At 57.6% G+C, this 25,306-nt stretch carries 20 protein-coding genes and 1 pseudogene; 11 read left to right on the top strand and 10 right to left on the bottom strand.

Annotated elements, in window-relative coordinates; all coding sequences use genetic code 11:
• The first annotated feature begins 9 nt into the window (after positions 1 to 9).
• Positions 10 to 510 carry a DUF2505 domain-containing protein gene (locus tag ACP7B9_RS12580; protein WP_425863844.1) on the top strand — a complete coding sequence of 167 codons (501 nt, stop codon included), beginning with the start codon at positions 10 to 12 and terminating at the stop codon, positions 508 to 510.
• An 809-nt stretch (positions 511 to 1,319) separates the two neighbouring features.
• Positions 1,320 to 2,831, top strand: a complete 1,512-nt coding sequence (locus ACP7B9_RS12575) for a hypothetical protein (RefSeq protein ID WP_425863842.1) — start codon at positions 1,320 to 1,322, stop codon at positions 2,829 to 2,831.
• Between the two features lie 338 nt (positions 2,832 to 3,169).
• Here the strand turns inward: ACP7B9_RS12575 and ACP7B9_RS12570 are convergent, their stop codons facing one another.
• On the bottom strand, positions 3,170 to 4,432 hold the full coding sequence (locus ACP7B9_RS12570) for a CAP domain-containing protein (RefSeq protein ID WP_425863840.1): 1,263 nt from the start codon (positions 4,430 to 4,432) through the stop codon (positions 3,170 to 3,172).
• 278 nt (positions 4,433 to 4,710) lie between these two features.
• Between ACP7B9_RS12570 and ACP7B9_RS12565 the strand changes: the two genes are divergently transcribed.
• A complete protein-coding gene (locus tag ACP7B9_RS12565; protein WP_425863839.1) occupies positions 4,711 to 6,414 on the top strand; it encodes a purine-cytosine permease family protein in 1,704 nt (567 codons plus the stop codon).
• A gap of 162 nt (positions 6,415 to 6,576) precedes the next feature.
• Here ACP7B9_RS12565 and ACP7B9_RS12560 read toward each other — a convergent pair whose 3' ends face one another.
• Positions 6,577 to 7,566 (bottom strand): hypothetical protein, encoded by a 990-nt coding sequence (locus ACP7B9_RS12560; protein WP_425863836.1) that lies wholly within the window; start codon positions 7,564 to 7,566, stop codon positions 6,577 to 6,579.
• Positions 7,567 to 8,082: 516 nt separating this feature from the next.
• Positions 8,083 to 8,892 carry a response regulator transcription factor gene (locus ACP7B9_RS12555; RefSeq protein WP_425863835.1) on the bottom strand — a complete coding sequence of 270 codons (810 nt, stop codon included), beginning with the start codon at positions 8,890 to 8,892 and terminating at the stop codon, positions 8,083 to 8,085.
• A 219-nt stretch (positions 8,893 to 9,111) separates the two neighbouring features.
• Here ACP7B9_RS12555 and ACP7B9_RS12550 point away from each other — a divergent pair, with 219 nt between their 5' ends.
• Positions 9,112 to 10,800, top strand: coding sequence for a sensor histidine kinase (locus ACP7B9_RS12550; protein ID WP_425863833.1), 1,689 nt, complete (start codon positions 9,112 to 9,114; stop codon positions 10,798 to 10,800).
• On the opposite strand, the gene ACP7B9_RS12545 is transcribed toward ACP7B9_RS12550, so the two are convergent.
• The 5 genes from ACP7B9_RS12545 to ACP7B9_RS12525 all read right to left on the bottom strand — a co-directional run bounded on the left by ACP7B9_RS12545 (position 10,769) and on the right by ACP7B9_RS12525 (position 14,408).
• Entirely contained in the window at positions 10,769 to 11,743 is a 975-nt protein-coding gene (locus tag ACP7B9_RS12545) for a hypothetical protein (RefSeq protein ID WP_425863831.1), read from the bottom strand. The genes ACP7B9_RS12550 and ACP7B9_RS12545 overlap by 32 nt on opposite strands.
• Positions 11,740 to 12,576 carry a hypothetical protein gene (locus tag ACP7B9_RS12540; RefSeq protein WP_425863829.1) on the bottom strand — a complete coding sequence of 279 codons (837 nt, stop codon included), beginning with the start codon at positions 12,574 to 12,576 and terminating at the stop codon, positions 11,740 to 11,742. The genes ACP7B9_RS12545 and ACP7B9_RS12540 overlap by 4 nt, the downstream gene beginning before the upstream one ends.
• Positions 12,573 to 13,184 carry a signal peptidase I gene (locus tag ACP7B9_RS12535; RefSeq protein WP_425863828.1) on the bottom strand — a complete coding sequence of 204 codons (612 nt, stop codon included), beginning with the start codon at positions 13,182 to 13,184 and terminating at the stop codon, positions 12,573 to 12,575. Before ACP7B9_RS12535 ends, ACP7B9_RS12540 begins: the two co-directional genes overlap by 4 nt.
• An 11-nt stretch (positions 13,185 to 13,195) precedes the next feature.
• A complete protein-coding gene (locus ACP7B9_RS12530; protein ID WP_425863826.1) occupies positions 13,196 to 13,789 on the bottom strand; it encodes a hypothetical protein in 594 nt (197 codons plus the stop codon).
• 76 nt (positions 13,790 to 13,865) lie between these two features.
• Positions 13,866 to 14,408 (bottom strand): alternate-type signal peptide domain-containing protein, encoded by a 543-nt coding sequence (locus ACP7B9_RS12525; RefSeq protein WP_425863825.1) that lies wholly within the window; start codon positions 14,406 to 14,408, stop codon positions 13,866 to 13,868.
• 327 nt (positions 14,409 to 14,735) lie between these two features.
• Here ACP7B9_RS12525 and galU point away from each other — a divergent pair, with 327 nt between their 5' ends.
• From galU to ACP7B9_RS12505, 4 genes are all read left to right on the top strand, one after another.
• Positions 14,736 to 15,665, top strand: coding sequence for a UTP--glucose-1-phosphate uridylyltransferase GalU (gene galU / locus ACP7B9_RS12520; protein WP_425863823.1), 930 nt, complete (start codon positions 14,736 to 14,738; stop codon positions 15,663 to 15,665).
• 97 nt (positions 15,666 to 15,762) lie between these two features.
• On the top strand, positions 15,763 to 17,061 hold the full coding sequence (gene nhaA, locus ACP7B9_RS12515; RefSeq protein ID WP_425863822.1) for a Na+/H+ antiporter NhaA: 1,299 nt from the start codon (positions 15,763 to 15,765) through the stop codon (positions 17,059 to 17,061).
• Positions 17,062 to 17,182: 121 nt separating this feature from the next.
• The gene (locus tag ACP7B9_RS12510) at positions 17,183 to 18,898 is read left to right on the top strand and encodes a sensor histidine kinase (RefSeq protein ID WP_425863820.1); all 1,716 of its coding nucleotides are present in this window, start codon (positions 17,183 to 17,185) and stop codon (positions 18,896 to 18,898) included.
• 242 nt (positions 18,899 to 19,140) lie between these two features.
• Complete coding sequence (locus ACP7B9_RS12505; RefSeq protein ID WP_425863818.1) at positions 19,141 to 19,509, top strand: hypothetical protein; 369 nt, start codon at positions 19,141 to 19,143, stop codon at positions 19,507 to 19,509.
• A gap of 182 nt (positions 19,510 to 19,691) precedes the next feature.
• Here the strand turns inward: ACP7B9_RS12505 and ACP7B9_RS12500 are convergent.
• Positions 19,692 to 20,540 (bottom strand): annotated as a pseudogene (locus ACP7B9_RS12500) (S-layer homology domain-containing protein); the annotation flags it as partial.
• 445 nt (positions 20,541 to 20,985) lie between these two features.
• On the opposite strand from ACP7B9_RS12500, the gene ACP7B9_RS12495 reads away from it, so the two are divergent.
• Both ACP7B9_RS12495 and ACP7B9_RS12490 read left to right on the top strand, forming a co-directional pair.
• The gene (locus ACP7B9_RS12495; protein ID WP_425863816.1) at positions 20,986 to 21,123 is read left to right on the top strand and encodes a hypothetical protein; all 138 of its coding nucleotides are present in this window, start codon (positions 20,986 to 20,988) and stop codon (positions 21,121 to 21,123) included.
• Positions 21,124 to 22,951: 1,828 nt separating this feature from the next.
• Positions 22,952 to 23,185: a hypothetical protein gene (locus ACP7B9_RS12490; RefSeq protein ID WP_425863814.1), complete on the top strand. Its 234-nt coding sequence runs from the start codon at positions 22,952 to 22,954 to the stop codon at positions 23,183 to 23,185.
• Positions 23,186 to 23,564: 379 nt separating this feature from the next.
• Here ACP7B9_RS12490 and ACP7B9_RS12485 read toward each other — a convergent pair whose 3' ends face one another.
• Positions 23,565 to 24,566 (bottom strand): acyltransferase family protein, encoded by a 1,002-nt coding sequence (locus ACP7B9_RS12485; protein WP_425863879.1) that lies wholly within the window; start codon positions 24,564 to 24,566, stop codon positions 23,565 to 23,567.
• Between the two features lie 483 nt (positions 24,567 to 25,049).
• Between ACP7B9_RS12485 and ACP7B9_RS12480 the strand changes: the two genes are divergently transcribed.
• Positions 25,050 to 25,247, top strand: a complete 198-nt coding sequence (locus tag ACP7B9_RS12480; RefSeq protein ID WP_425863812.1) for a hypothetical protein — start codon at positions 25,050 to 25,052, stop codon at positions 25,245 to 25,247.
• The last annotated feature ends 59 nt before the right edge of the window (positions 25,248 to 25,306 follow it).

The following is a 25,306-nucleotide window of genomic DNA, read 5'->3' as shown; positions in this document are numbered from 1 at the left end:
GGAGGAACCATGGCGCTTGCCGCCTCAACAACGCTTTCGGCCACGGCCCAGAACGTGACAGACGTCTTTACCAATGCCGATTTCATCAAGCACGTTAGCGAAACCGTGGGCGGGGAGCTGAAGTCGTTCACTATCAGCGGTCCCACCACCGAGGCCTTCACTACCCAGACGGTGCGCACGCTGCCCACCACGCGCATGCCGGAAATCGTGCAGAAGTTCGTCGGCGACTCGCTGACCGTTACCCAGAATGAGTCCTGGAGCGCTCCGGCGGCCGATGGTTCCCGCACCAACTCCATCAAGCTCACCGTGGCCAAGGCTCCCGTGGATGTGTCGGCTGAGCAGAAGCTGACGGCCGACGGCGTTTCCACAGTGGTCTCGCTGACGGGCGAGGTCTCCTCCGGCGTGCCGTTCCTCGGCGCCAAGATTGCCTCCGCAGCTGAGCCCGTGATTGGCCGGGCCCTGAACCTGCAGGCAACACTTGCTCAGGAATGGCTCAACACCCACAACTAAGCATTAGCTGACTGGTGTCAGAATCCGCTGCAATTGCCGCGCGGATTCTGGCACCTTTTTTGTTTAACTCCCCTGCTTGCCGCCGCCTTGGTACTGAGTATCTTCCGTGAACTGGCCAAAAAGACGAGTGTTGACCACTCTATTTACCGCACCCCGGAGCCCATAGGCTCACAGTCATTACAGGGCAATAGGAAGGTCATAACCCCTCATGGGTGGAAAGTACTCCCGCAGCAGATCCGACGAGAAGAAGCGCACCGGGATTTATGTGTTCATGGCCGTTCTTGCAGTAGCGGTCGTCGTAGCCGTGATCTTGGTCTGGTTCTTCTAGCGCCGACGGACTAGGTAATTTGGGGTTGCTCCGGCAGCCCCCTATTGGCGTCCCATAAAACTTCTTGCATCACAATATTTAGTTTCCACTATTTACTCTCCCCGATAACGCTTGCCGGCATGGCCCATCATTTCACTAAAACGAGTAATGACGGGCAGCGACAAGTAGTGACATGCGGTAAAACAAGTAGTGAACACTCTATTTGGCGAAAGTAAGTACCCGTAGTCTTCAATTTCCATACCTGAATAAGCATGATTCATTGAAACTGAAGTTTTCCGTAACAGTTGGCTCCGGGGGTGTGCACTCGAACCGCCCTACTGTTGTCTCCGGAATAGCACTAACCACCTTAAGTGAATCGATGATCAGCAGGTTTCAGGCTGCGACTAAGCCTTGCTCATCGCAGAAGTCTTTGAAGATCTGGGGAACCATGAAAGACACAGCAGGACCGAATAGATTCGCTCCAACAACGCAGTTACGCACAATGCGTATCAGGATAATCTCCACGTCAGCCATCTTTGCCTTGGGACTGGCCAGCCTCGGCGCTCTCACCGCCGGACCCGCCATGGCCTCAACATCAGAGGTACCCGAAGCGGCCGCGATCGCAATCCAGGATGCGGCAGTTGAAACTTTGCCGGATGTAGCACCCGTTGACGTTCCGGCCGCCGATGCTCCCGCTCCGGTCGAAGTACCCGTCGAAGCGCCAGCGGAAGTAGCAGTAGAAGTGCCGGCTCCAGCAGAAGTACCCGTAGTGGTACCCGCCGAACTGCCCGTCCCGGTTCCTGCGGATGTGCCCGCACCAGCGGAGGCACCGGCCCCCGCGGACATACCTGCAGCACTGGCAGACGTGCCCGCAGCACCGGAGGCCCCCGCAGCATCGTCGGTGGAGCTGCCCGCAATTGCAGCACCGGCCGTTGAATCTGCGGCAGAACCCGCTGCAAAGGAACCCGTTGCAAAGGTCGCGGCAGCAACGGAAGAGGTCGAACGGTCCAGGAAGATCGCCTTCTGTCACCGCACGGCCTCTCACTGGAATCCCTACGTTTATCTTGAAACCAGCGTCAACACGTTCTTCAATTCGGGCCATGTCGACGACATAGGTCCGATCTTCCCGGACACGGATGAGGACGGCGACTGGGGCGATATTTTCCCACCGAACCGGTACAGCTCTGAAGGTCAGAATTGGACCAGCGAAGGCCAGGCTATTTTCGAGAACGACTGCGAGCTGCCCGAGAATGACGAGGTGCCGCCCGTGGCACCCACGGTAGAACAGTCCGTCTGCACCGATGCAGGTACGGCAACCACGCCCACCTTGTCCCTGCCAGACAGCAGCGACGACATCAGCTACACCTTGTCCGGTGAAGTCGCCCAGGGCGGAGTCGCCACGGTCACCGCAACGCCAAGCGATGACGTTGACTTGGAACTGGCCGATGGCGATGGCTGGGTCCTCCAGGACGACGGTTCCGCCACCTACACCGTGGCCTTTGACACGGTGCATTGCGAAACCCCACCACCGGTCGTAGAGGCCACCCCGGTTGCTCCCGCCGTTATTCAGGCTGTCTGCACCGACGGTAAAGTCACCGTACCCACGTTGACTCTCGCCGTCACCACAGGGATCGGCTACACCGTTGCCGGTGCGGTCGCCAACGGAGGCAACGTTGTTGTCACCGCTACCCCACAGGAAAACACGGTCCTGACTGAGACGGCAGGTTGGACACCGGATGGATCCGGTTCCGCGAGCCTCACCGTCACCCTTGACAAGGTGGAGTGCCCCGTTGTGACAACTCCCCCGGCGACAACACCTGCAGGAAAAGCACTGGCAGTAATTCCGACAGTAACAACCCCGGCAGCACTAACGCCGGCTGGTGCTGCAGTCCAGTCAGCGCCTCTGGCCGCGACAGGCCTGGATGCAGCTCCATCACTGCCCATCGGCGGCTTGTTGATTCTGCTCGGTGGCGTGGCCCTGTGGCGCAACCGCCGCACGGCAAGCAAGCACTAATCTCCAACCTCACGTAGGCCTCTCCCCTCATACACGGGGAGGGGCCTACGCGTTTAAAGGACCAAGTAGCCACTTTTATGCGTGGAAGAAATTAGTTTCCGGGAGGCGGCAACGGGATTTGCAGAGCATTGCTCCTCGGCACATTTTCTTGTGCCGCAGTCCCCACCCAATGCCTCCAATGAGATCCGTCGAATAGATTCAGGTAGATCATCACAGACACTTTGTTCGCCAAACCCGAACTCCGCTGGACTACTTGCCCAAATAGCAGAATGAGAATCACCGACGTCCCGTGGCGCCGGGAACTGAACACGATTGCCGTTGACCAAGCCTGCCTGGTTTCAGACCCCCGCACTGTCCATGCGGTAGAGGAATGCGGCCATGGCATCTCGGTTAATGGGCGTCCAAGGCCGATAGCTCTTGGCTCCGTTAGCTCCTACCCAGCCTGTCGAAATTCCTTGGTTCGCTAGCCACGACATCTCCTTGTAGAACGGCTGACTTGTGGACACGTCCTGGAACGGGGAAACCGAAGGAGCCACAAACGCAGGTGACCCGGCCATGCGGTAGAGGAATGCGGCCATGGCATCTCGGTTAATGGGCGTCCAAGGCCGATAGGTCTTGGCTCCGTTATCTCCTACCCAGCCTGTCGAAATTCCTTGGTTCGCTAGCCACGACATCTCCTTGTAGAACGGCTGACTTGTGGACACGTCCTTGAACGGGGAAACCGAAGGAGCCATATACGGCGCTTCCGTAGCGCTGAACGTTATGGTCCAGGATGCTTCGGTTCCGGTGGCCAGAACGTAGTCAGTTTTCGCCCTCGCGGTCACCGTCACCGTGCCCATGCCTGGATAAGTACCAGCCGCAACAACCTTGTCCGCGATCAAATAGTCAACCCCAGCTGTAGCAGGAACCGCGTAGGTATCATTCTTCGTGCCGTCCTTGTCCGTGAACACTACGGGCGTGGGAGCGGCTTGGAACGGGGTGGGGGTTGGCGTGGCCGAGTCAGTCGGTGTGGTCGTAGGTATGGGTGTCGGCGAAGGAGAAGGCGTGACCATTGAGTAATCTCCAAAATTAATTGTTGAGTAATACGAGCCATAGCCTTCCCCCTTCGGCTGCGTATCCTGCTTGGCATACCCAATACCAATGTCCGTGAACCTGAAATCTAAAAGTTGATCATTGTGAAGTTCAGACATTTGCCATCCGAACAGAATAGCCTCGGAACTTCGCGCGTATCCAATAATTTCACCGGACCACCCACTGCCTGTATTAGGGATTTCTACTGAGAAGTTAGGATTGTGCGCAAAACGTCCACTCGCGACGCTGCTGTTCGTCCAATCTTGGGCTACTTTCGAAATGGCAGGATTTAGGACGAGGGGCTTGAGGCCGTTTTCCATTCGATATGAATTTATTTCTTCGAACAAATATTGCACTTGTTCCTCGATAGTGCCATATGGGTTTGCTTGAACGGGCGAAGCCTGTGCTTCCTGCGTGAAATTTGAGACACTTGGGCTGACCGCCGTTGCTGCTGGAACCGTTAGCGTTGCGATTGCGCTGACCGCCAGAACCGTAGCCAATACCATTGAAATCGGGAAATACCTATTCATTTTGTTCCTTATTTCAAATAGGGCGAGCTCATGTATTGGACAATTATAGGCTCTAGGCAAAATAAACTTGCCCAATTGCGCCTTTAACCGAGAACGATTATCAGTCTAACCTCGATCTTTATGAGGCGGGATTTCCGGTGGATCAAGGCTGGCCGTCGGCCTGATGTCTCCTATTCCGGCAATCGGATTAACATACCGGAAACACACAGGAGACCGGACCGTCTCATGCCGCGGATAGCCTCACAGGTGACCTTCCCCGCAACGAAAGTGAAGCCCGGATGACTACTGATTCAATGAGAACCCAAGTTCTTGACCCGGCACTGCCGGGCCCCAGCCCAGCCACTCCCGGCAACGACGCGGCCGTCAACGCGACCAAGGAGAGCCTTGAGGATTACACCCTCCGGTTCGCACCGCGTTCCTACCGGAAATGGACGGCCGGGGTCGTGGCCACCAGCGCACTGGGCGGGATCGCCTACCTCGCCGACTTCTCGATCGGGGCAAACATTGGCATCGCCTACGGCACCGTGAATGCCATCTTCGGCATCATCGTAGCGGCCGTGATCATTTTCGCTACGGGGTTCCCGCTGGCCTACTACGCGGCCCGATACAACATTGACCTTGACCTGATCACCCGCGGATCCGGATTCGGGTACTACGGCTCCGTGGTCACCAACGTCATCTTTGCGACGTTCACGTTCATCTTCTTTGCCCTCGAGGGCTCCATCATGGCCCAGGGCCTGCAGTTGGGGCTTGGCATCCCACAGTGGATTGGCTACGCCGTATCCACCATTGTCATCATCCCGTTCGTCATTTACGGGATGAAAACCCTCGCCAAGTTGCAGGTCTGGACCACTCCCCTATGGCTCCTGCTCATGGTGGTACCCGTCGGCTACCTGCTGCTATCCCACCCCGGCAGCATCGATGACTTCTTTGCCTTTACCGGCAAGTCGGGCGCCGAGGGCACCAATCTCGCCTCCGTCATGCTGGCCGCTGGCGTCTGTCTCTCGCTCATGGCCCAAATTGCCGAGCAGATCGACTACCTGCGCTTCATGCCACCCAAGACGGCCGAAAACAAGGGTGCATGGTGGCGCGCCGTGATCCTGGCCGGACCCGGCTGGGTCATTTTCGGTGCAATCAAGCAGATCGTGGGCATGTTCATTGCCATCTACCTGATCGCCAAACTGGATCCGGCGGCGTCCGTACACGCCAACGAGCCCGTGCACCAGTTCCTTGGCGTGTACCAAGAAATGATGCCGGCCTGGCTGGCCATGTCCCTAGCAGTGGTCCTGGTGGTCATCTCCCAGCTCAAGATCAACGTAACCAATGCCTACTCAGGCTCGCTCGCATGGACCAACAGCTTCACCCGCGTCACCAAGACCTACCCGGGCCGCATGGTCTTTGTACTGATCAACCTGCTAATTGCCCTGGTGCTCATGGAATCAAACATGTTTGAATTCCTGAACACAATTCTTGGCTTCTACGCGAACTGCGCCATGGCCTGGATCGTCACGGTTGCCTCAGACATCGCCATCAATAAGTACCTGCTGAAGATCTCGCCCAAGGTTCCAGAGTTCCGCCGCGGCATGCTCTACGGCATCAACCCCGTGGGCTTCGTGTCCATGCTCGTCTCGGCCGGCGTTTCCATCGCCGTGTTCTTCGGCGCCTTTGGTTCCGCCATTCAACCCTACTCGCCCATTTTCGCCGTCGGACTAGCGCTTGTCCTGCCACCGGTACTGGCCATCCTAACCAAGGGCAAGTACTACCTCCGACGCACGGACGACGGGATCGACCTGCCCATGTTCGATTCAGACGGCAACCCCAGCGATGACAAGCTCCTCTGCCACGTCACCGGCTTGGAGTTCGAGCGTCCGGACATGATCCGCTCAGCCCAGGACGGGCCCCACGGTGAACCCCAGTACGTTTCCTCGCTGGCCCTGTCCACGGACAAGACCGGAAAGCTGGTTCTGCCGGCTCAGAAATAGCTCACCAAAAAGTAGGAGGCTGGCACTGTTGTGCCAGCCTCCTTCGCGTTCGGAACGGACGACGGCGGCCGACTCACCCGGGTGCAGGGGTCGCAGCCGTCAACGGACAAAGTGACACCAGTCCGGTACATATGCGAAGTCTCCAAGATACTGCACAAGCCGTCAAGCGTCAGCTAGTGGCAAGAGCCCTTCGTGCGCACGGGCGTAGTCCCGGGCACGTCGGATGCGGACAGCGCTGATCGGAACAACAATGACGAGCGTGACAACGAGGACGGCGCAGTAGCCGATCGTCCATCCATCCGCCTGTCCGGACGTGAACCGCAAAACTTGAATTGTACCGAGTCCCAACTCAAGAAGGATGAAGTAGGCGAGCATGAACGCCAGCACGGTCGGCCCCACCGCCGCGTATTTCGCCGCGGCAACCTCTTCGCCATGATCCAACACGATTTCCTTGTTCTGCAGTACAACCTTGCTGATTTTTCGGATCGTGCCGAGGTCCCGGTCCACCGCATCCTTGAGGCGGCGGTTTAGCGACAGGCTAGCAATCACGCACGCTGCACTTGCGCCCATCCATGCGAATCCCAATGCGCCGAGCAATTGCTCCGCGACACCAAAATCCGGGTCGTCAAAGCTGGCTCGGACAACTGCCAGCGCCGCGGCTGTAATGGCGAAAACCGCGAAGTATGTAATACAAACGGCTGCGACCTTCTTGCGAACTTCATGTCTGGTGACCGGCGCCCAGCTCGGTTGCCGCGGGTTTGCCTCCTCATTGCGGAGCATGAAACGGCCCACAAAGTGGGCGAACACGGTCAACGCGGCCCCGCCGGCAATGAACAGGCAGGGAAGCCACCATGGCGAGTGCAAAGTAACCGCAAACACGATGATCGCGACCGTACCCAGGATTTGAAGTCCAGTCACCGCCCACAGCCACCGTCTGTAGTAGCTGCGACTTCCCTCCGTTTTCGTCACGTTCCAGTAAGAAGTCAGCGAGCCGAGCACCAACGGTCCGTAAATCATCACGGCTAGGGCAAAGATTGCCATCATCTGGAGCCCGATGGAGCCGGGCGGCGACTGGACACCAATCAAGATCGTTCCGCCGAGCATGAGCGCGGTAGCTAAGACCATGGACGCAACGTAGACGAACACTTTCACGTTCTTGCCTTCCGCCGGTCAGGTGACTGCTGGATCCTCCAAAGTCAACATCGGACGTCTTTCAAAGTCAACGTCGAACGTAGACGCCGGGAGGCGCGGACAGAACCACGGCGGCCATAGCCACGATGCAGGACCCAGCTCCCAAACACGTTCATAATTCCCGCGTCTGGACAGCAGGTGATGCAAGGAGCGAGTGGTGCGACTCTGGAATAGAGTGGCGGCCACTCTATCGACTCCATACGGGGCTTTCATAGGCTCTTTTGTAGGTACTTACATTCGTACCCAGCTTGGGGCTGGATACAGGGGAAGGTTGTTGCATCATGATGAGCCGGAACAGTAGATTGCGGGCAAGGCGGAGAAGGCGCAGCCAGGAACGGTCCCCGTTCTGGAAATATCTGATCCTTGGCGTGCTTTGCGCGGCTGCGGTTTCTGTGACACTGCTGGCTTTGCGCTCCACCTGACCGCACGGAAACAGACAAACCGGAAAACCCGACGGCGGCGCTTGGGCAATACGGGCTAGTGCACCAAGCGGTAGCCCACGCCGCGAACGGTCTTGATCCAGCGCGGCTCCCGCGGGTTGTCGCCCAATTTGCGGCGCAGGTTCGCTACGTGAACCTCAATGGTCCGTTCGTCGGCGTCGCTGATGTAAGTGCCCACGTCGTACTCTTCACCGCGGAGCCGGCGAACCAAATCTGACTTGGTACGCACCTGTCTTCCGCTGTCAACCAGGGCGTGAAGGATGTCGAACTCTGTGCGCGTCAGCTCAAGCTCCGCGCCGTCCACTTCAGCTGTGCGGTCCCCGCTATTGAGTAGGAGGCCGTTGAGCCCCTGTGCCTCGGGTAGCTCCATGGCGCCGGCCACCACATTTACCGGGTGGCTGCTGGTCTTAGATTCCCGAACCGCGTCAGCCACGGGGGCACGCTCTGCGGCCACGGCTGCAGAGCCATCGCCGGCAATCCGCGGTCGGCGCATCATGGCACTAACCCTGGCCCTCAGTTCGCGGGGGCGGAAGGGCTTGGTGAGGTAATCATCTGCGCCGGTTTCCAAGCCCAGAAGGGTGTCCATTTCATCGGCGCGCCCGGTCAGCATGATGATGTACGTATCGCTGAAGAGTCGGATTCGCCGTGCCACTTCGAAGCCGTCGATGTCCGGAAGTCCAAGATCTAAAGTCACAATGTCAGGGTTGTTGTCCCGGACCATTTCAACACCTTCAGCACCAGTGCTCGCAGCGAAAACCTCAAATCCTGACTGACTGAGAATTACGCTGATGAGCTCCCGGATATCCTGGTCATCTTCAACGATGACCGCCACACGAGAATTGTCCATTCTTTCCCCCACCAAACATACTGAGACCAATGAAAACGCCCGTCGGTTCCGACGGTTTCTGAGTCCCCAGACTCATCCATATCTCCAGTATGGCATTATCATAAGCGGCACCCTCATCGTCTTCCCGTATTCGGTGGTCTTTTTGTGTATCAGCCGTACCGACGGCTCCAGATGGCCACCGAATCGACTTCGGGGAAATGTTTAATAACGGAAGCAATCTTGACTGACACACACGCAAACCACCTCATTGCCCGCTATTTTTACGAGCGTTCCCTTCGAATGCGTGTGGTCCTGTCCCAGCTACCCTTCTTCTTGACGGTGGCCTTGGCTGCTGTGTTGATCGGGATTTTGCATCCGGAACGCTTGGGGAGTACCAACCTGCTCGTCAGCTTGGTATTGACCGGCATGCTTTTGGCGGCCTGCTTCGCGGTCCCGTGGGAGAAACTGCATCCGGCAGCTTTTCTTGTCATCCCATATCTGGATTTTGTTGCCGTCGCATTTTTTCGTGACGGCATCCTGACCGTGCTCTCCTCGGCAGTTATCTTGGCACTGTTTCCGGTCTTTTGGCTCTGTGCCTCCGGTTTTGCACCCAAGACTGCGATAGTTTCCAGTGCGCTGCTGACTTTGATTCTCGTCTGGATTCCAGTTTTTCAATTGGGCCAGGTTACTTTTGAAGCCCTGCTCAGGCCGCTACTTTTCCCGTTCATGATGCTTGGCTTCGCCGTCGCGGTGGTCGTGTTGACCATGAGCATGGACAGGCACCGCGTCAACCTGTTGGCCAAGGACAAGGAGCTGCGCGCAGCTCTGGAGGAAAGCCAACTTCGTGAGCGGCTCATGAAAGCCATTGTGGACACCGTGGGCGTGGGCGTGGTGGCGGTTGACGCCGACGGGAACGACCGGCTGATGAACTCCACCCAAGCAGCCATCCACGCACTTGGCCGTCCGCATGACATTGCAGATCCCGCAGAGAAAGAACTCCTGCTTTTCAACCCTGACAGGGTCCTGCTGCCCGCTCAGGCACGCCCAGTACGCCGGGCCATCAATGGGGAGTCATTCACCAATTACCAAGTCTGGATTGGCGATGGTGAACAGGCCCGCGCCTTGTCCACCACTGCCCGCATCATTCGCTCTGACGATGATGTCTGCGAAGGTGCTGTCGTCGCCTTCCACGATGTCACCGACATGGTCAATGCGCTGTCAGCCAAGGACGATTTCGTGGCGAATGTTTCACACGAATTCCGGACGCCCTTGACTGCCATCCAGTCGTATATTGCCTTGGCCCTCGAGGCCCCGGAGTCGCATCCCCAAAAGGTTGGGCAATATTTGAGAATTGCTGAGAGGAATGCGCAGCGGCTCGGTGGGCTGGTGTCGGACCTGCTTTCCACCGCCTCCATCACGGTGGAGCGCTCCCCCAGCAACGTGACCCAACTGCTGGCAGACAGCATCGCCTCCGCGGCTCCGGCCGCCGCTGCCAACTCGGTGGTGGTGGACTGCCAGTGTGAGGAACCGCTGCTGGCCATGGTCGACGGCGTCCGGATCAGCCAGGTGCTGGACAACCTGGTCTCGAATGCCGTGAAGTACTCGCCCGACGGCGGAACCCTCACCGTGCGCGCTTGGGCAGACGGCACCGATCTGCGGTGCCAGGTCAAAGACACCGGGATCGGCATGAGCACTTCCGAACAAGCTGGCCTGTTTCAAAAGTTCTACCGCGCAGGAACCGCGGTCGAACGCGGCATCCCCGGCATCGGACTGGGCTTGATGATTTCCAAGACCATTATTGAAACGCATGGCGGCGCGTTGTCCATAGAGAGCCAACAAGGCGCGGGAACCACCATGAGCTTTGTGATTCCCGCCTGTGTCATTGACGCCGGGCTCGCTAATACTGGTATTGGAAGTTCTCAACCCTGAAGTCGTTTGCCAAGTAGAACACCTTTTTGTAGACAGGATCTCCGGCTTGAGATCCGTTCATCGGAATGACGCGCATCAGGTACTCACCGTTGAATGCACCCCCATTGCTTGGATTGCCCCATTGGTCCAACAAGTATGGAGGAAAAGTGAGCGTGGCACTCGAGGTTGCGGTGGTGAACTCCGCCCCGAAATTAGAGGCCGTGCCAACAGAAGAGATGGACACCACGTACTGAGTGCCGGCGGCCAATGCCGTCCAATTGACATTGAGCACGTTGTTCGTTTTCGCGGCACTTGCCGGGACTGCATTGACCGTGAATGGACCCAAGGGAGACTTGCCATTCGGGCTGGCGTAGGTGCATTGCTGCGTCTTTTTCTCGTGCTGGATGGTCCTGTAGACCGGGTCGCCAGCTACAACAGTGTTCTTCATCGGTTGAATCCGCAGTATGTATAGGCCATATGCGGCGTCGGAGTTATCGAGGCTGAAACTGGCTTTGTTGATGGTGACAGTCTGTGACTGCGGTGAGCCAAAATTTTTGTCACTGATGCCTACGGAAACCACATAGCTAATGCCACCGGAAGCGTCTGCAGTCCAGTTAACGGTGTATTTCCCGGAATTTCCATTGGCATCACAGGTAACCGTTTCGGGATTCAGAAGAACCGGCCGCATTGCAATCACGGGGTTTGCCACGATGTTCGCGGGCCCGGCCGGCGGCACCGTGGGCGTCGGGCTGGTTGTTGGTGCCGCCCCAGCCGTGATCGCAATGGCAACCGTGGCGCTTTGGTTCCAGTTAGCAATCGCTGCTCCGCCTGCACCCATCAAAACAATGAGGACAAAGACCACCGCTGCCGTGGTGAATCCAGGCACATTGCGCAGCCCGCGGTCGGCACGCCGAGAACTGTTACCCTTCTTCGACTCGGGTTGCTGTGGCCCTGCTGAACTCATCTGGTCGTGCTCCGTTTTCGAGATATGGCGAATATGTACAAGCATCCGCTGGCCAGCACAATCCAAGTCCAAGGGTTGTAAGTAGTGGCTTCCACATTACTTTGCACCTGGCGGAACACGGGAGGAGCTTCCGGCAAGACTTCGCTCCCCGATTCCTCGGGGTCCGCATAAGAACCATCAGCCCACTCCGTCGCCGCGCCGGCCGCTCCTCCATCAATGGCCAAGGAGGCCAGGACGCCGTCGTCCGGTCGATTGTTCAAACTCCCGGAGCAGGGCTCAATAAGCCGTCCGGGCCCCTGTTCCTGCAATACAAATGTCAACGTGAAGTCGACTGCTTGCTTCCGCGTCGAGTTGGGAGATTCCACAGCCATGCCCAGATCCATGGTCAGAGGGAGCACGGCTCCAGCGGCCAGCGTCCAACCATCGATGAGCGGAGCGCAGCCCCCGGCGGCGGGAAAGGTAACGGCTGTAGCGCTGTGGCCTGGAGATTGGGCCCGCAAGTGCAAATGTCCTGGCAGGACAGATGTTCTTGCCGTGCCGGTGTTCCGCACTGCAAGGGAGAGGTGGGCTGTTTGGCTGCTGGCGTTGCGGACCCAAATGAGTCCTCGCCGTGATTCTCCTGGAACATAACCTTTTGTGCTCCTAAACATTGTTGGCATTGCGTCAGTGGCAAAGTTGACACCGTCGCGGCTTAGTTGAAGCAGTTCATTCTTGTTCTCGGCGCCTATGGCAGGTCCTGCCAGCAGCAGTCCCGTGGCAATGCTTGCCACCAAGGCCAAAACGGCTATGCGTACGGAACCCGCACGGCCGTGCAGCGGGACTTTGTGGGTCATTTGCTGAGTCGATCCGTTTTCTTCTTGCGGTTCTTCTCAACGGCACCCTTGATCATGCTCAGCGCACCAAATCCAATGAATCCTGCGGCAAGGATGGGCATAATGACGTCGCGTTCTTGACTCACGGTGTTGGCAAGAAAGCCCACATAAGGGACTGCATAGAAGAGCTTGCCCTTGACCTGAGCCTCCTGAACCGGGGTTGCATCTTCGAGGGAATTGTTGTCGCCCTTGGTGGTGAGGACCCGTTCCCCTGCCTGGGTTGCTCCCACGGAGACAATTCGGTGGGAGATGACGCCTGGCTTCCCCGATTCGATCTGATACGTGATGATGTCGCCAACTTGAAGTTCGGCGAACGGGGTTGGTTTGACCACCAAAAGGGTTCCGGGAGCATATTTCGGAGCCATGGAACTGGTCAGCACGGTGTACGTCTGTGACCCGGTGGCCATGGGAACAACAATCATCACCAAAGCAGCAAGAGCGGCGATGAGCAGCAGGACATAGGCAACTCCGCGGCCAATGATGCGCACGGCCCCGCCCTGACGGCGTTCGGTGGCAGCTTCCTCGCTGCTGGGTTCAACAGGGGCATGGGCTTGGCTGATGACAGACATGGTGTTCCCTCTTAGAGTTGAGTGGCGGTGATCGGGATGGCGATCGTGGCAGTTTGCCCGGCAAGGCTGGCTGGCATGTCTGCGGACAGTGAGATTTGGAAGCAGAACACTCCGGTACCGGCCTTGGCGATATCCATGGAGGAAGTCCCGGAAGGTGTTGCTGCCGCATAAAGTGATGCCTGGCTGCACTGCGACAGTGACGTTGCGGCTACGGCCTTGACCACCAGGTAGGGGGCCAGCGGCGATCCTGCGTTGTTGTTAATAATCGGCGTGGAGGTACTTGCCCGAACTGTGAAATCTCCACCTGCATTTGTCACGTTTCCCACTTGCACACCGGCGTAAGTACTTTGTCCTGGGATGATCAGGCCAGCCGGTGTGGTGCTCAGGGACAGCGTCGCTGCGGTCCCGTTGGCCAAGGTCATGTCGGTAACTTGGCTGGTGATGGTATCTGTGAGACTTATCCGAAAATCGGCGGCCTGGACAGTTCCGGCGTTGGAACTGACGGCCTTGTTCCAGAGTGCGTAGCTTCCCTGGACGGTGAACAGTGCCAGCACCACGGCAATCAGCACAAGGCCGGTTGCTTTCAGTGCGCGCGTGCTGTTCATGGCTGCTTCCGTCGGGAAAGGGTGGTGGTGTGCCGTGCAGGTAACGGCACACCACCGGGGTCTACCAAACTAACAATTAGGCAACAGGAGCCAGCTGCTCCAATTTGTAGCCAATGCCGTCGAGGCTGTAGCTCTTGGTGACTGCTTGGCGGCCGTCAACAGGTGTACCCAGGGATCCCAGAGCTGCATTAAAGGTGAACGTAGTGGTCGCCGTGATGGTGTGACCGTTGGCGTTGGCCTGCGTCAGAGTCGCAGGAAGAGTTGCAGTGCCGTCCTTCAGGACTGTGGCAACAATCACCTCGTTTGCTGTCTGGGCTGTGGGGAGGCCCGTAACCGTCAGATTGGCGGCCACCAGGTCACCAACCAGAGTCACGTCTAGGTTCTGCTTGAAGGTCAGTACGTCACCCGGAACAACCTTGTAGGCTGCGATGTTCGGGATTACCGTGCCGGCAGCATTGGTCCACACAGCCGGGGTAGTGGAGGAAGCCTTCAAGTTCAAGTCACCGGATACAACCGATCCAATAGAAGTGTTGACTGTCTGGTTCCAGGTAGCCAACGTTCCGCCGCCACCTGCCAGCAGGATGATGCCAACACCGGTTGCAATTGCGCCTTTAGCCATCTTGTTCATTGTGAGACCCCTTGTTCGTGTTCTTCTCAGCAAGTGTTCCTGCCGTTGAGAACAACAATGCCGAGTCCAACTCAAGAAACTGCCACAAAAACCCGGAAGATTCAGTCAAGTTAGGCTCAAGAATTCCCCGCCTTCCCAAAGACTCAAGAACACCTCAAGGTGGCTAGAAGAGTTAGTGGGGGAAGGTCCGACGCCGGGCTGGCGCAGGCCTGCGCCGGCCCACCTCAAGCCCCGCGCCGGCCCCGTCACAGCCGTTTCCACCCGTCATACAGGCAACACACTGCCAGCCTTATGAGAATCATCAGTTAATATTTGAGCATGAACTCTTCGCCTCGCGTACTCAAAGCCGTCATTCCTGCAGCAGGTCTCGGGACGCGCTTCCTTCCCGCAACCAAGGCAATGCCTAAGGAAATGCTGCCGGTAGTGGACAAGCCCGCTATCCAGTACGTGGTGCAGGAAGCCGTCAGTGCCGGGCTCACCGATGTCCTGATGATCACCGGTCGCAACAAGCGCGCCTTGGAAGATCACTTTGACCGTGTGCCCGGTGTGGAGCAGCTGCTCGAGGCCAAGGGTGACACCGAGCGCCTCGCCGCCGTGCAGCACGCCACCGATCTGGGCGAAATCCACTACGTCCGTCAGGGTGACCCCAAGGGCCTGGGCCACGCAGTGTTGTGCGCCAAGACCCACGTCGGAAATGCGCCGTTTGCCGTACTCCTTGGAGATGACCTAATCGACGAGCGCGATGAACTCCTCACCACCATGATCGAGGTGCAGCAGCGCACCGGCGGTTCAGTGATCGCCTTGATCGAGGTTCCCCAGGAAAAGATTTCGGCTTACGGCTGTGCCGATATGACAGTTATTGAGGGCGAAAACTACGTTCGCGTCAACCATCTCGTGGAGAAGCCCTCAGTTGAAGAGGCTCCCTCCAACTTGGCGGTCATTGGCCGCTACGTCCTGCACCCGGCCGTGTTTGAGGTTCTTGAAAACACCCCTCCGGGACGTGGCAATGAGATTCAACTGACCGACGCCCTGCAGACCCTTGCCACCATGGAGGGCGAAGGCGGTGGAGTTTACGGCGTTGTATTCCATGGTCGGCGCTACGACACCGGCGATAAGCTCAGCTACCTCAAGGCAGTGGTCACGCTTGCCTGCGAAAACGAAGAGCTCGGCGAAGACCTGCGCGACTGGCTGGGCGATTTCACAGCCGATCTGAAGGTCGATTCCGAAAGCATGGCCGCAAGCCGCTAGACTTGTCACTAGGTGCGCCGGGAAGTCTGGTCGGCAATGTTATTGTCGAACCCAATTGTTCCTAGAAGCAATGCTCACAGTTAGCAGGCACTGATCCATGCCACTCCCCTCACCACGCCGAATCTTTACTCGCGGTAGCTACGGCGAATCGTTACGCATCAGCCAGATTCTGCGCTCCGAAACTGTTGGCGGCGCACTGCTCTTGATAGCAACAGTCGCGGCCCTAGTCTGGGCCAACTCCCCCTTGGCGGATGGTTACTTCGCCTTGCGAGATTTCCGGATTGGTCCGGAAGCCTGGCATCTGAACCTCAGCCTGGGTGGCTGGGCTTCGGACGGCCTGCTGGCCATCTTCTTTTTTGTCGCTGGCCTGGAACTCAAACGCGAGTTCGTGGCCGGCGACCTGCGCAATCCCGCACGCGCCATTGTTCCTGTCGCCGCAGCCGTGGGCGGGGTGATCATTCCGGCAGTCCTCTTTACTCTCGTCAATTTCACGGCGGGCCCGGAGGTCCTGCGCGGCTGGGCCATCCCCACGGCCACGGACATTGCGTTTGCACTGGCCGTACTCGCTGTCATCAGCACCCACCTGCCCAGTGCCCTCCGGACATTCCTACTGACCCTGGCTGTGGTGGATGACTTGATTGCCATCGCCATCATTGCCGTCTTCTATCCGGGCGATCTTCATCTGGGGTTCCTCGCCATCGCCGCCTTGCCGCTCCTAGCGTTCACCTGGTTGGTGCAGAAGCGGATTAGCTCCTGGTATCTGCTGCTTCCGCTGGCTTTTGCAACGTGGGCCTTGGTGCACGCATCGGGCATTCACGCCACGGTGGCCGGGGTCTTGTTGGGCTTCGCCGTACCCGTCCTCCGCTCGGCCAAACGCGGCGGGCCGGACGCCGGGCCGGGCTTGGCCGAACACCTGGAACACCTAGTTCGGCCCATCTCTGCTGGAGTGGCCGTACCCTTGTTCGCATTCTTCTCCGCCGGTGTGGCCTTGGGTGGCGTGGCCGGTCTCAAGTCAGCATTCACTGACTCGGTTGCCATAGGCATCGTTGTCGCGTTAGTGGCCGGCAAGTTCATCGGTGTCTTTGGTGCCACCTGGCTGGTCACCACGACCACCAAAGCAAAGCTCGACGACGGCCTAGCCTGGATCGATGTAGTGGGACTCGCGCTGTTGGCCGGCGTGGGCTTCACCGTTTCACTACTGATCAGCGAGTTGAGCTTCGGCGGTGACAGCCCTCACTACAGCCACGCCAAGGTGGCCATCTTGACGGGCTCCGTCATTGCGGCCCTCCTGGCGGCGGTGGTGTTGCGCGCAAGAAACCGCCACTACCGCACCATTGCCGAGTTGGAAGACCTCGATGACGACGGCGACGGCATCCCGGACGTGTATCAGCGTTAGTGTGCGTGCGGAACACTGAGCCTGCGATTCCCGCCAGTGTGACATCATCGATACCGATAGGGGAGTCGCGATGGGTCGCTTCACCCTTGCCTAGCTGGCCATTTGAAGGATGGAACCTATCATGACGCACACCGGAGTCACGAAGTCGTCCGGCGGTCGCTTTTTCAGGCTGCGAGGTGAGCGGAAGCGGGTCTTCCTAACGCAGCTTCCGCTGTCTTTGATCATGGTCGTTGCAGTCCTGATTGCGGTCTCCATCTACCCGCAGTCGTTCCAGCAACCACTGTTTTTGGCTGCCCTGGTTATGCATGTCGTATTGCTTGCCGCTACTCTGGCCATCCCGTGGGAAAGACTTCCACGGAACGTGGTCCTCATCATCCCGTATCTGGACTTCGTGGCGATTGGCCTGTTCCGGGGAGGAAATCAACAGTTCCTCACGGCCGTGGGATTGCTGATCTTCTTTCCCGTTTTTTGGCTAGCCTCATCCGGACTCGCCAAGCGAACATCCGTCACGGTTAGTGTGGTGGCAGCCTTGCTCATCGTGTGGCTTCCATTAATGACCGCCCCAGGTGGTTTCACACTGGAACAATTGGCCAAACCGCTGCTCTTTCCCATTGTTGTCTTGGCGTACGCCACCACAGTCGTGGGAGTAACCACGACCATGAACGTGCAACGCAAGGCGCTTGAGGCCAAAGACGTTCAGCTGCGGGCAGCCCTGGAGGCAAGCCAACAGCGCGAGCGACTCCTGGAAACGGTAGTGGATACCGTTGCAGTGGGCCTGGTGGTAGTGGACGCAGGTGGCAATGACATGCTGATGAACGCTACACAAAAGAGACTGCACGCCTACGCCCTCCCTGAAAACTTTGCCGATCCCGAGGAAAAGGATCTGCTGGTTTTTGCCGCGGATGCGCTCTCGCCGGTGGCGGCTGAAGAACGTCCGGTTCGTCGCGCCATCCGCGGTGAGGAGTTCACCAACTATCAGGTATGGCTCGGATCGGGAGAGAAGGCCCGGGCAGTGTCCACGGCGGCCCGGCCGATGCGGGATGAGCAGGGAACGTTCCACGGCGCGGTGATTGCGTTCCACGACATCACCGAAATGATGGCTGCCCTTGCGGCCAAGAACGACTTCGTCTCCAATGTTTCCCATGAATTCCGAACCCCGTTGACCTCCATCCAGGGCTATCTGGATATGGCTCTGGAGGACTCAGAGCAGCTACCCCCGGATGTCCGCACCTACCTCACCATCGCCTCCCGCAATGTGGATCGGTTGAGCTCGCTCGTTGCGGATCTGCTCACCACCGATTCCATGTCACTTGAATTGACCAGGACAAACGTTTCCCGGCTGGTCGCAGAAAGCTTGGCCTCTGCGGCTCCCACGGCGGAGCGCAACAAAGTTACGCTTAACTCTCAAGTTCAAGAATCACTCGAGGCCCTCATCGATACCCGGCGGGTTGGGCAGGTGTTGGATAACCTCATCTCCAATGCCGTCAAGTACTCCCCCGACGGCGGTACCGTCACCGTCCGCACTTGGGCCGAAGGCTCCGATCTGTGGTGCGAAGTCAAGGACACAGGAATCGGCATGAACAGCAGCGAGCAAGCCCAGGTCTTCACTAAATTCTTCCGGTCCAGATCTGCCGTCCAGAGGTCCATCCCAGGAATCGGGTTGGGCCTGATGATCTCCAAAACCATTATTGCCAAGCACGGCGGGACCATTACCTTGGAAAGTGAACGGAACGTTGGCACCACCATCCGTTTCGTCCTGCCCGGATGTCTGGGCACTGGTAGCAAGACCGTCGGCCTTGGCCGCACTGGCGAGCCCGAACTCGAACTCGCACCATAACAAGACACTCCATGGGGCCTTTTAATCCTCAAGAAACGCTCAAGATTTTTGCATCAAATCGCCGCCGGCCTATCTAAAGGGTTAGGGGTAAAAACCTGAGGTTTGTTCGTTTACTTAATCTTCGCGCAAGTTGCCATCCGGTAAGCAAAAAACTCGCCAAATCAGCCCTCCGGGGCGATACTCTTGAACTCTTGGCAGGGCCTATTGAGGCAAAGACTCACGACGGGAGGCGCAGGAAGAGCATGGGTGTTACCCAACTGCCCCTCGTGTGCACGGCAACATTGCATTCGCTTGAAGAGTCCCTCCACGGTGAACGGGCCTTGTGTCGGAACTTTGTGTGCCGCTATATCGAGATGTGGCCGGGACGGTTCGAACGCATCCAAGAAGCTGTAATGTCCGGCCACGTTGACGACGCCATGGACTCCGCGCTGAGCCTGCGCAGTTCCAGCCTGATGGTCGGGGCAGCCCGGCTAGGACAGATCACCTCTGAGCTCATCCACCTCTTGGAATGCGGACGTCACACTGCAGCAGTAAAGAAACTCCTGGCCCTGCAAAGATGCGGCAACCAGACGGCAGGGCAATTGATTACGACTTACGTCAACGCAGCCTGACCTGGTCGACCTTGTCGAGACCCACGCTGGTCGAGCCTGTTGAGACCACTAAGGACCAGTAGTCCATTCAAGTAGCCCGCCGCCCCGGACGCCAGATAGGGATGCTTAGTACCTAGGCTGAGATACTAAGCATCCCTGATTCTCTCCAATTCTTGATGACACCAACTCGGATGCCAAAACTAGGTCATGAACGATTTCACACAAGAATTGGGTCGAGGAATTGAGTAATTAGATATGGAGTTCCTTCCCCTATAGTTTCTTATCGGCCATGCGGTAGAGGAATGCGGCCATGGCATCCCGGTTAATCGGCTGCCACGGCCGGTACGTCTTGGTTCCATTGGCTTCAACCCAGCCGGTTGAAATACCTTCGGCGGCAAGCCAGGACATCTCCTTGTAGAACGGCTGACTCGTCGCCACATCCCTAAACGGGGAAACTGCCGGAGCAACAAACGCCGGTGACCCTGCCATACGGTAGAGGAATGCGGCCATGGCATCCCGGTTAATCGGCTGCCACGGCCGGTACGTCTTGGTTCCATTGGCTTCAACCCAGCCGGTTGAAATACCTTCGGCGGCAAGCCAGGACATCTCCTTNNNNTACGGTAGAGGAATGCGGCCATGGCATCCCGGTTAATCGGCTGCCACGGCCGGTACGTCTTGGTTCCATTGGCTTCAACCCAGCCGGTTGAAATACCTTCGGCGGCAAGCCAGGACATCTCCTTGTAGAACGGCTGACTCGTCGCCACATCCCCAAACGGGGAAACTGCCGGAGCAACAAACGCCGCTTCCTTGACACTGAATTTGGCGGTCCAGGAAGCCTCGGATCCGTCGGCCAAGACGTAATCCGTCTGGGCCTTCGCGGTCACCGTCACGGCCCCAACACCGGGGTACGTACCAGCAGAAACCACCTTCCCGTCCACCAGATAATCCACACCCTCCACCGACGGAATCGTGAACGTATCATCCTTCGTGCCATCCTTATCCGTGAAAACCACAGCCGCAGGAGTCGCTTGGAACGGGCTGGCCTTGAACATCGCGGTCCAGGAAGCCTCGGATCCGTCGGCCAAGACGTAATCCGTCTGGGCCTTCGCGGTCACCGTCACGGCCCCAACACCGGGGTACGTACCAGCAGAAACCACCTTCCCGTCCACCAGATNNNACATCGCGGTCCAGGAAGCCTCGGATCCGTCGGCCAAGACGTAATCCGTCTGGGCCTTCGCGGTCACCGTCACGGCCCCAACACCGGGGTACGTACCAGCAGAAACCACCTTCCCGTCCACCAGATAATCCACACCCTCCACCGACGGAATCGTGAACGTATCATCCTTCGTGCCATCCTTATCCGTGAAAACCACAAGTGTCGGAGCGACAATGGTCATCTGTCGGGTCTCGACTACTGTGAATGTCATCGACGTCAAGTCCAGCTTTGATCCGTCATAACGAGAATCGCCTCTATTATCAAACGCATCAGAATAGGCAATGAATTCAACAGCCCAGTCTCCAGTGGGCCACGTCAACGCATCAACAGTCATCGAAGAACGACCGGTGCTGACGTTCCCGACCTTCGAAACGGCGGACGGGGCAATGATTCTCTTAGTCTTCCGCGACGGCCCGTAGGCCCAAAACTCAACGAAGCTAATTGCAGAGGCATCCGAGACGGACCAAGAAAAAGTCACAACATCACCAGGGCCAACGACACCGGGAGACTCCATCACCACACTATTAAGCGTCGGCGGCGTAACATCCGCCACAGCCATCGCAGGTACAACGGATGAAGTCACAAGGACTAGCGCGATAGCCCCCGCGATGATAGAAGACAGTAAACGACGAATGATAGCCCCCAAGCACGTATGGATGAACGGGCATTTTGCCGGTTCATCCAGAATTATTTTGTTGGGCAATTCTATTGAATTACCACATATATTTTAGAAAGTGACGCTTCCGAGACTCCTGAATGCTTGAAGAATTAAACTTACTGCTAATATTGTCAGCCAGAGTAGCTAGGTGTTCAGTCGTAGTTGCACTTCCCCGCCCCGCTTTCGCCGTCGGATCTTCCTCGGCGATCACCGCGTCGTAGGGCTCATTGTCGCCCGCGATATTCCATTCCAGACGTGGAAACCTGCGCAGGACGATTCGAGGCCCATCAATCCATCCAAGTAGGCCAGCGCCACGAACTGAGTGCCGCACTGAAAAAGACCAGTGGCTCCCACCCTAGTTACGCCGTCCTATTCAACTTAGTGTCGCAAGTAAGGACCGCTGGCAATAAGCGCGGGCCAACACTAGAGAGCAGGTTTTCAGATGAGTGGCAGGCACAAGAATCTCCCGGTTGCCGTCCATCCCGGGTATCGGAAGTATTTGATGCTTGGCGTAGTGGCCCGTGTGGCAATAGTTTGGATGCTTGTCGCAGTCCTCACATGAAGCCTCCGCTAGGGCTTCGGCGCACCTCGTCCATAACAAAGTGGGCAAATACGGGTCTGCCCAAGCAACTAGTGTGGTGGTAGTTGCTGCCGTTGAGTTGGCACTTTCACTAGATTGCGCTCCGAAGCCACTAGCGTGGCCCGGTTGAGGCGCGGCGAGGCTAATGCCGCCAACTAGGTGGCGTCTTCCAGAATGGATCGGTACTTCAATCTGGGAGAATCAAGAAACCGGCCCAGCCCGGCACCAGCTGGAGTCTGTGGCCGTCCCACCATCGTATTGACTCTGGTAAATGCAGGTCAGATTTTTGACGATGGCCGTGCAACAGAAGTCAGTGCTTGTTGCCAAGCGACAGGGGAGGCCCGTTCCCAGCCCCTAATTAGCGGCTTTCATTTGAGACGGTGGCACACAGTCCACACGGCCAGTAGTGTTCACCGGCTTCACGATGGACGGTGCGGTGGCCCGCGACTTGGTAATCCGCTCGGTCGGCACGGGCATCCTGCTACACGATGAGACGGAGTGGACCGAAGCATCAGACATTGACCGGCTTCTGGTGGACTACTGCCTCACAGAATCGAGATACGCCATACATCCGCCGGGCGGGAATTGTTCCGAAACTGCGACTGGGGTCTTATTCATATCGAACGCCCGCCGCCCGGCGATGTTGGTTTCAAAGTCAATGCTGGCGCAGACTCCTCGGTATCCGCGGTGAGCCTCATGCAGGTTCACAATACCACCCGCATGGACGTTGACGGCAACTTCTGGCAAACCTCGCTCCGGATGCACTGCGAATCTCTTGGAACGCCCCTAGGGCGCAATACATTCGATCTAGGCCCCAATGCCAACGCCGATGGCACAAATATCAGGCTCTTCGTTGGCGGTCATTGATGGACATAAAATGTGGCCAATCCCAATAGGCGGCCGTTCCAGATCATCGGGTACAGGGACGGGCAACTTTCGTTGACTCGGCAACTACCCACGCTTACCGCACAAAAAACTTCCGGGGGATATTCTAAGCAGATTCTGCTTCGTGGGCCACGGCACGAAGAACTGGGGCAATGTAGCAGTAGCGCACGACATTGCCCTGTGGCGCGCCATCGCATCGACGTTGCTCCTTGACGATACATTGAACTGCCGCCGCACAGCAACCAGCAACTGCACGTATTCATCCCGCGTCACAGGCGAATCGGAACTGCGCTGGCCAATGAACTCAGACGGTAGCCAGTCATGGGGCAACGGAACCACCCCCTCGATATTGAGCTAGGCCGGGCAGCTGAGGGAACGCTGCGATCCAACGTTGAACTCCTAGTTGAGTGCGGCGCGTTCTCAAACCGTGCACTGTCCGGCCGAGTAGTTGCCGGAGACACGAACTCGCGTACCAAAATCCTCGCCGGGGGACCAATCGATTTTGGTCCTGGCGATGCCACTCCAGATGTGCAACTTGCACGAAAAGAGGCCAACACCCCTTGGGCTTGACCCCGGAGATCACTGCCAAGTTGATGGGACATGGACAACGGAACATTCCGACTCGGCTCCAACTACCTCTGGGTAGACAAAAACCGGAAAGCTCCGCATCAAATCCACGTCACCACTGTCAGACACAGGCGCGACTGTCGTCGGCGCACAGGTGTAATGGCGACAATCTATGCCATAGGGGGCGATTCGGACAGCACGCCAGGCGTCGTCCTTCTCCATTTCGCTGTGGGAACCCCAAGAAGCAATGGGGAAATTGGTGTCAAAAGTAGCAGCAACGCGGCCGCCCACGGCAGTGCAGTGGAAATGGCGAAAACGCTCCAGTTATCAAGGGCCAGGAAGTTGAGGATCCAAATGAAAAAGCTGTGGGTGAGAATAACCATAAAGCCTCCGAGGGCTATTCGGGTTGCCCATGCATTCGTTTTCAGTCCAAGTCGGGGCACTAATGATTCGGCGACAAGAACAAGTCCTGCGCTCACGAGAATAGCAACCAAGACACTGAGGATGGGGGTACCGAAATCTGCCTGTTTGAGGTCCAGTGGAGCTGACAGCCTCGTCAGGATCAGCAGCGTTGCAAGGAAAATCATGGTAGCGCCCGTCATTAGAGGTCGACGGACCAGCTCCCGATGCCCCTTTAATGTAAAGCCTGCCAGCATGAAGATCAGGCACGGAAGAGCCACTCCAGCCGAAAAGGGGATAGCTGCGACGGACTCGCTATATCCATATGTCACCGCCAAAGCTACGACTGGAATCACCCACTGGTAGAACTTTTGGACTCTTTCGAGCAATCTGAACAACAGTGTCGCGACGAACAGAGCCGTAACGAACCAGAACGCTGAGAACGGGCGGCCCACGTATGAGCCCCCAAGTACTAATCTCATGGCCTCACCAATCCCAAATTCGCCCTTCAAAATCAGGGAAGCCACAAATGGTGCCGCAATAAGGACCAACCAAATGACGTAGGGAATCAGTAACGTCATCGAACGCTTGGAGAATTCCATTGCCAACGTTCGGCCGGCAGTCCAGAAGTACCCTGTGAGGAAAAAAAAGATGGGTACGTGCCACGAGTACAAGGCCATGCGGACAACGGGGTTTTCGAAGACGTGTCCGGCAACTACCGCAATTATGCCTAGAACTCGGACCGCGTCTATTGCCCCGGATCTGGGCCTCACTGCTGTCCGATGAGCTAACCTATTGGCCAAGAATTCCCCCTAATATGAGCAAGCAAAGTTGCTCTAAGTCTATGGCAGCCCAAGGGCTACGTAAGACCTGAAAGGAATCTTCGATGACCGAACCAGAACAGATCCCGGAAAAACCTTCACTATGCCTGTGATTGGCAGTTCTGATTGCGGCGGCGACGACATGGCTGTCGAATTACCAATCGAAGGGCAACCAAGGCGATGCCGCAATGTCCCGCCGAAGGGATAGAAAAGACCGGTATAGGGCCGTGAACTTCGGAGAAGTAGCGAACTTTGCTGCGGCTCCGCTCGATAAGCTCCCACCATGGCACCTCAACCAAGGGGAATCCCGGACCCATCCGAAGTCGATCGGATCAAAGCAGGGCTTCGACTCTAAGCTGGAGTGCAGCACCAGCTAGAGACCACTGCGGCCGACTCACTCAAAGCCTGTGGCAGCGTGCTGGAAGTCGCTGCCACGTGGGTGCTTCGGCACGGACAGTTCAGCGCCACGGCATGAAATACGGCTGGCCCACGGACGAGCAGCGCGCCCGTGGGCTGCTCGTTCGCGTCAAGCGTGGCGACTGGACAGCCAGCGCGGAAGCCGCATCCGCCATGCTGGCCTTTCTTGGCGAAGATGACGACACCGAGGCTACACCAGAGAAACCGGAGTCCTAGACGGACGGACAGCCCCTGAGTGACCGGTTAATTCCTTCTGGCTAGATCACCAGGTTCAG

This window comes from Arthrobacter sp. TWP1-1 (assembly GCF_049897845.1).
Taxonomy (GTDB): Bacteria; Actinomycetota; Actinomycetes; order Actinomycetales; family Micrococcaceae; genus Specibacter.
This window is presented reverse-complemented; position numbering and strand designations above follow the sequence as displayed.

Excerpts from the sequence above, each read along its gene's own strand:
- ACP7B9_RS12565 (WP_425863839.1), top strand. The coding sequence starts at position 4,711 with ATGACTACTGATTCAATGAGAACCCAAGTTCTTGACCCGGCACTGCCG.
- ACP7B9_RS12570 (WP_425863840.1), bottom strand. The coding sequence starts at position 4,432 with ATGAATAGGTATTTCCCGATTTCAATGGTATTGGCTACGGTTCTGGCG.
- ACP7B9_RS12495 (WP_425863816.1), top strand. The coding sequence starts at position 20,986 with ATGAATTCAACAGCCCAGTCTCCAGTGGGCCACGTCAACGCATCAACA.
- ACP7B9_RS12530 (WP_425863826.1), bottom strand. The coding sequence starts at position 13,789 with ATGAACAGCACGCGCGCACTGAAAGCAACCGGCCTTGTGCTGATTGCC.
- ACP7B9_RS12545 (WP_425863831.1), bottom strand. The coding sequence starts at position 11,743 with ATGAGTTCAGCAGGGCCACAGCAACCCGAGTCGAAGAAGGGTAACAGT.
- nhaA (WP_425863822.1), top strand. The coding sequence starts at position 15,763 with ATGCCACTCCCCTCACCACGCCGAATCTTTACTCGCGGTAGCTACGGC.
- ACP7B9_RS12580 (WP_425863844.1), top strand. The coding sequence starts at position 10 with ATGGCGCTTGCCGCCTCAACAACGCTTTCGGCCACGGCCCAGAACGTG.
- ACP7B9_RS12510 (WP_425863820.1), top strand. The coding sequence starts at position 17,183 with ATGACGCACACCGGAGTCACGAAGTCGTCCGGCGGTCGCTTTTTCAGG.
- ACP7B9_RS12505 (WP_425863818.1), top strand. The coding sequence starts at position 19,141 with ATGGGTGTTACCCAACTGCCCCTCGTGTGCACGGCAACATTGCATTCG.
- ACP7B9_RS12575 (WP_425863842.1), top strand. The coding sequence starts at position 1,320 with ATGCGTATCAGGATAATCTCCACGTCAGCCATCTTTGCCTTGGGACTG.
- ACP7B9_RS12535 (WP_425863828.1), bottom strand. The coding sequence starts at position 13,184 with ATGTCTGTCATCAGCCAAGCCCATGCCCCTGTTGAACCCAGCAGCGAG.
- ACP7B9_RS12525 (WP_425863825.1), bottom strand. The coding sequence starts at position 14,408 with ATGGCTAAAGGCGCAATTGCAACCGGTGTTGGCATCATCCTGCTGGCA.
- ACP7B9_RS12540 (WP_425863829.1), bottom strand. The coding sequence starts at position 12,576 with ATGACCCACAAAGTCCCGCTGCACGGCCGTGCGGGTTCCGTACGCATA.
- galU (WP_425863823.1), top strand. The coding sequence starts at position 14,736 with ATGAACTCTTCGCCTCGCGTACTCAAAGCCGTCATTCCTGCAGCAGGT.
- ACP7B9_RS12555 (WP_425863835.1), bottom strand. The coding sequence starts at position 8,892 with ATGGACAATTCTCGTGTGGCGGTCATCGTTGAAGATGACCAGGATATC.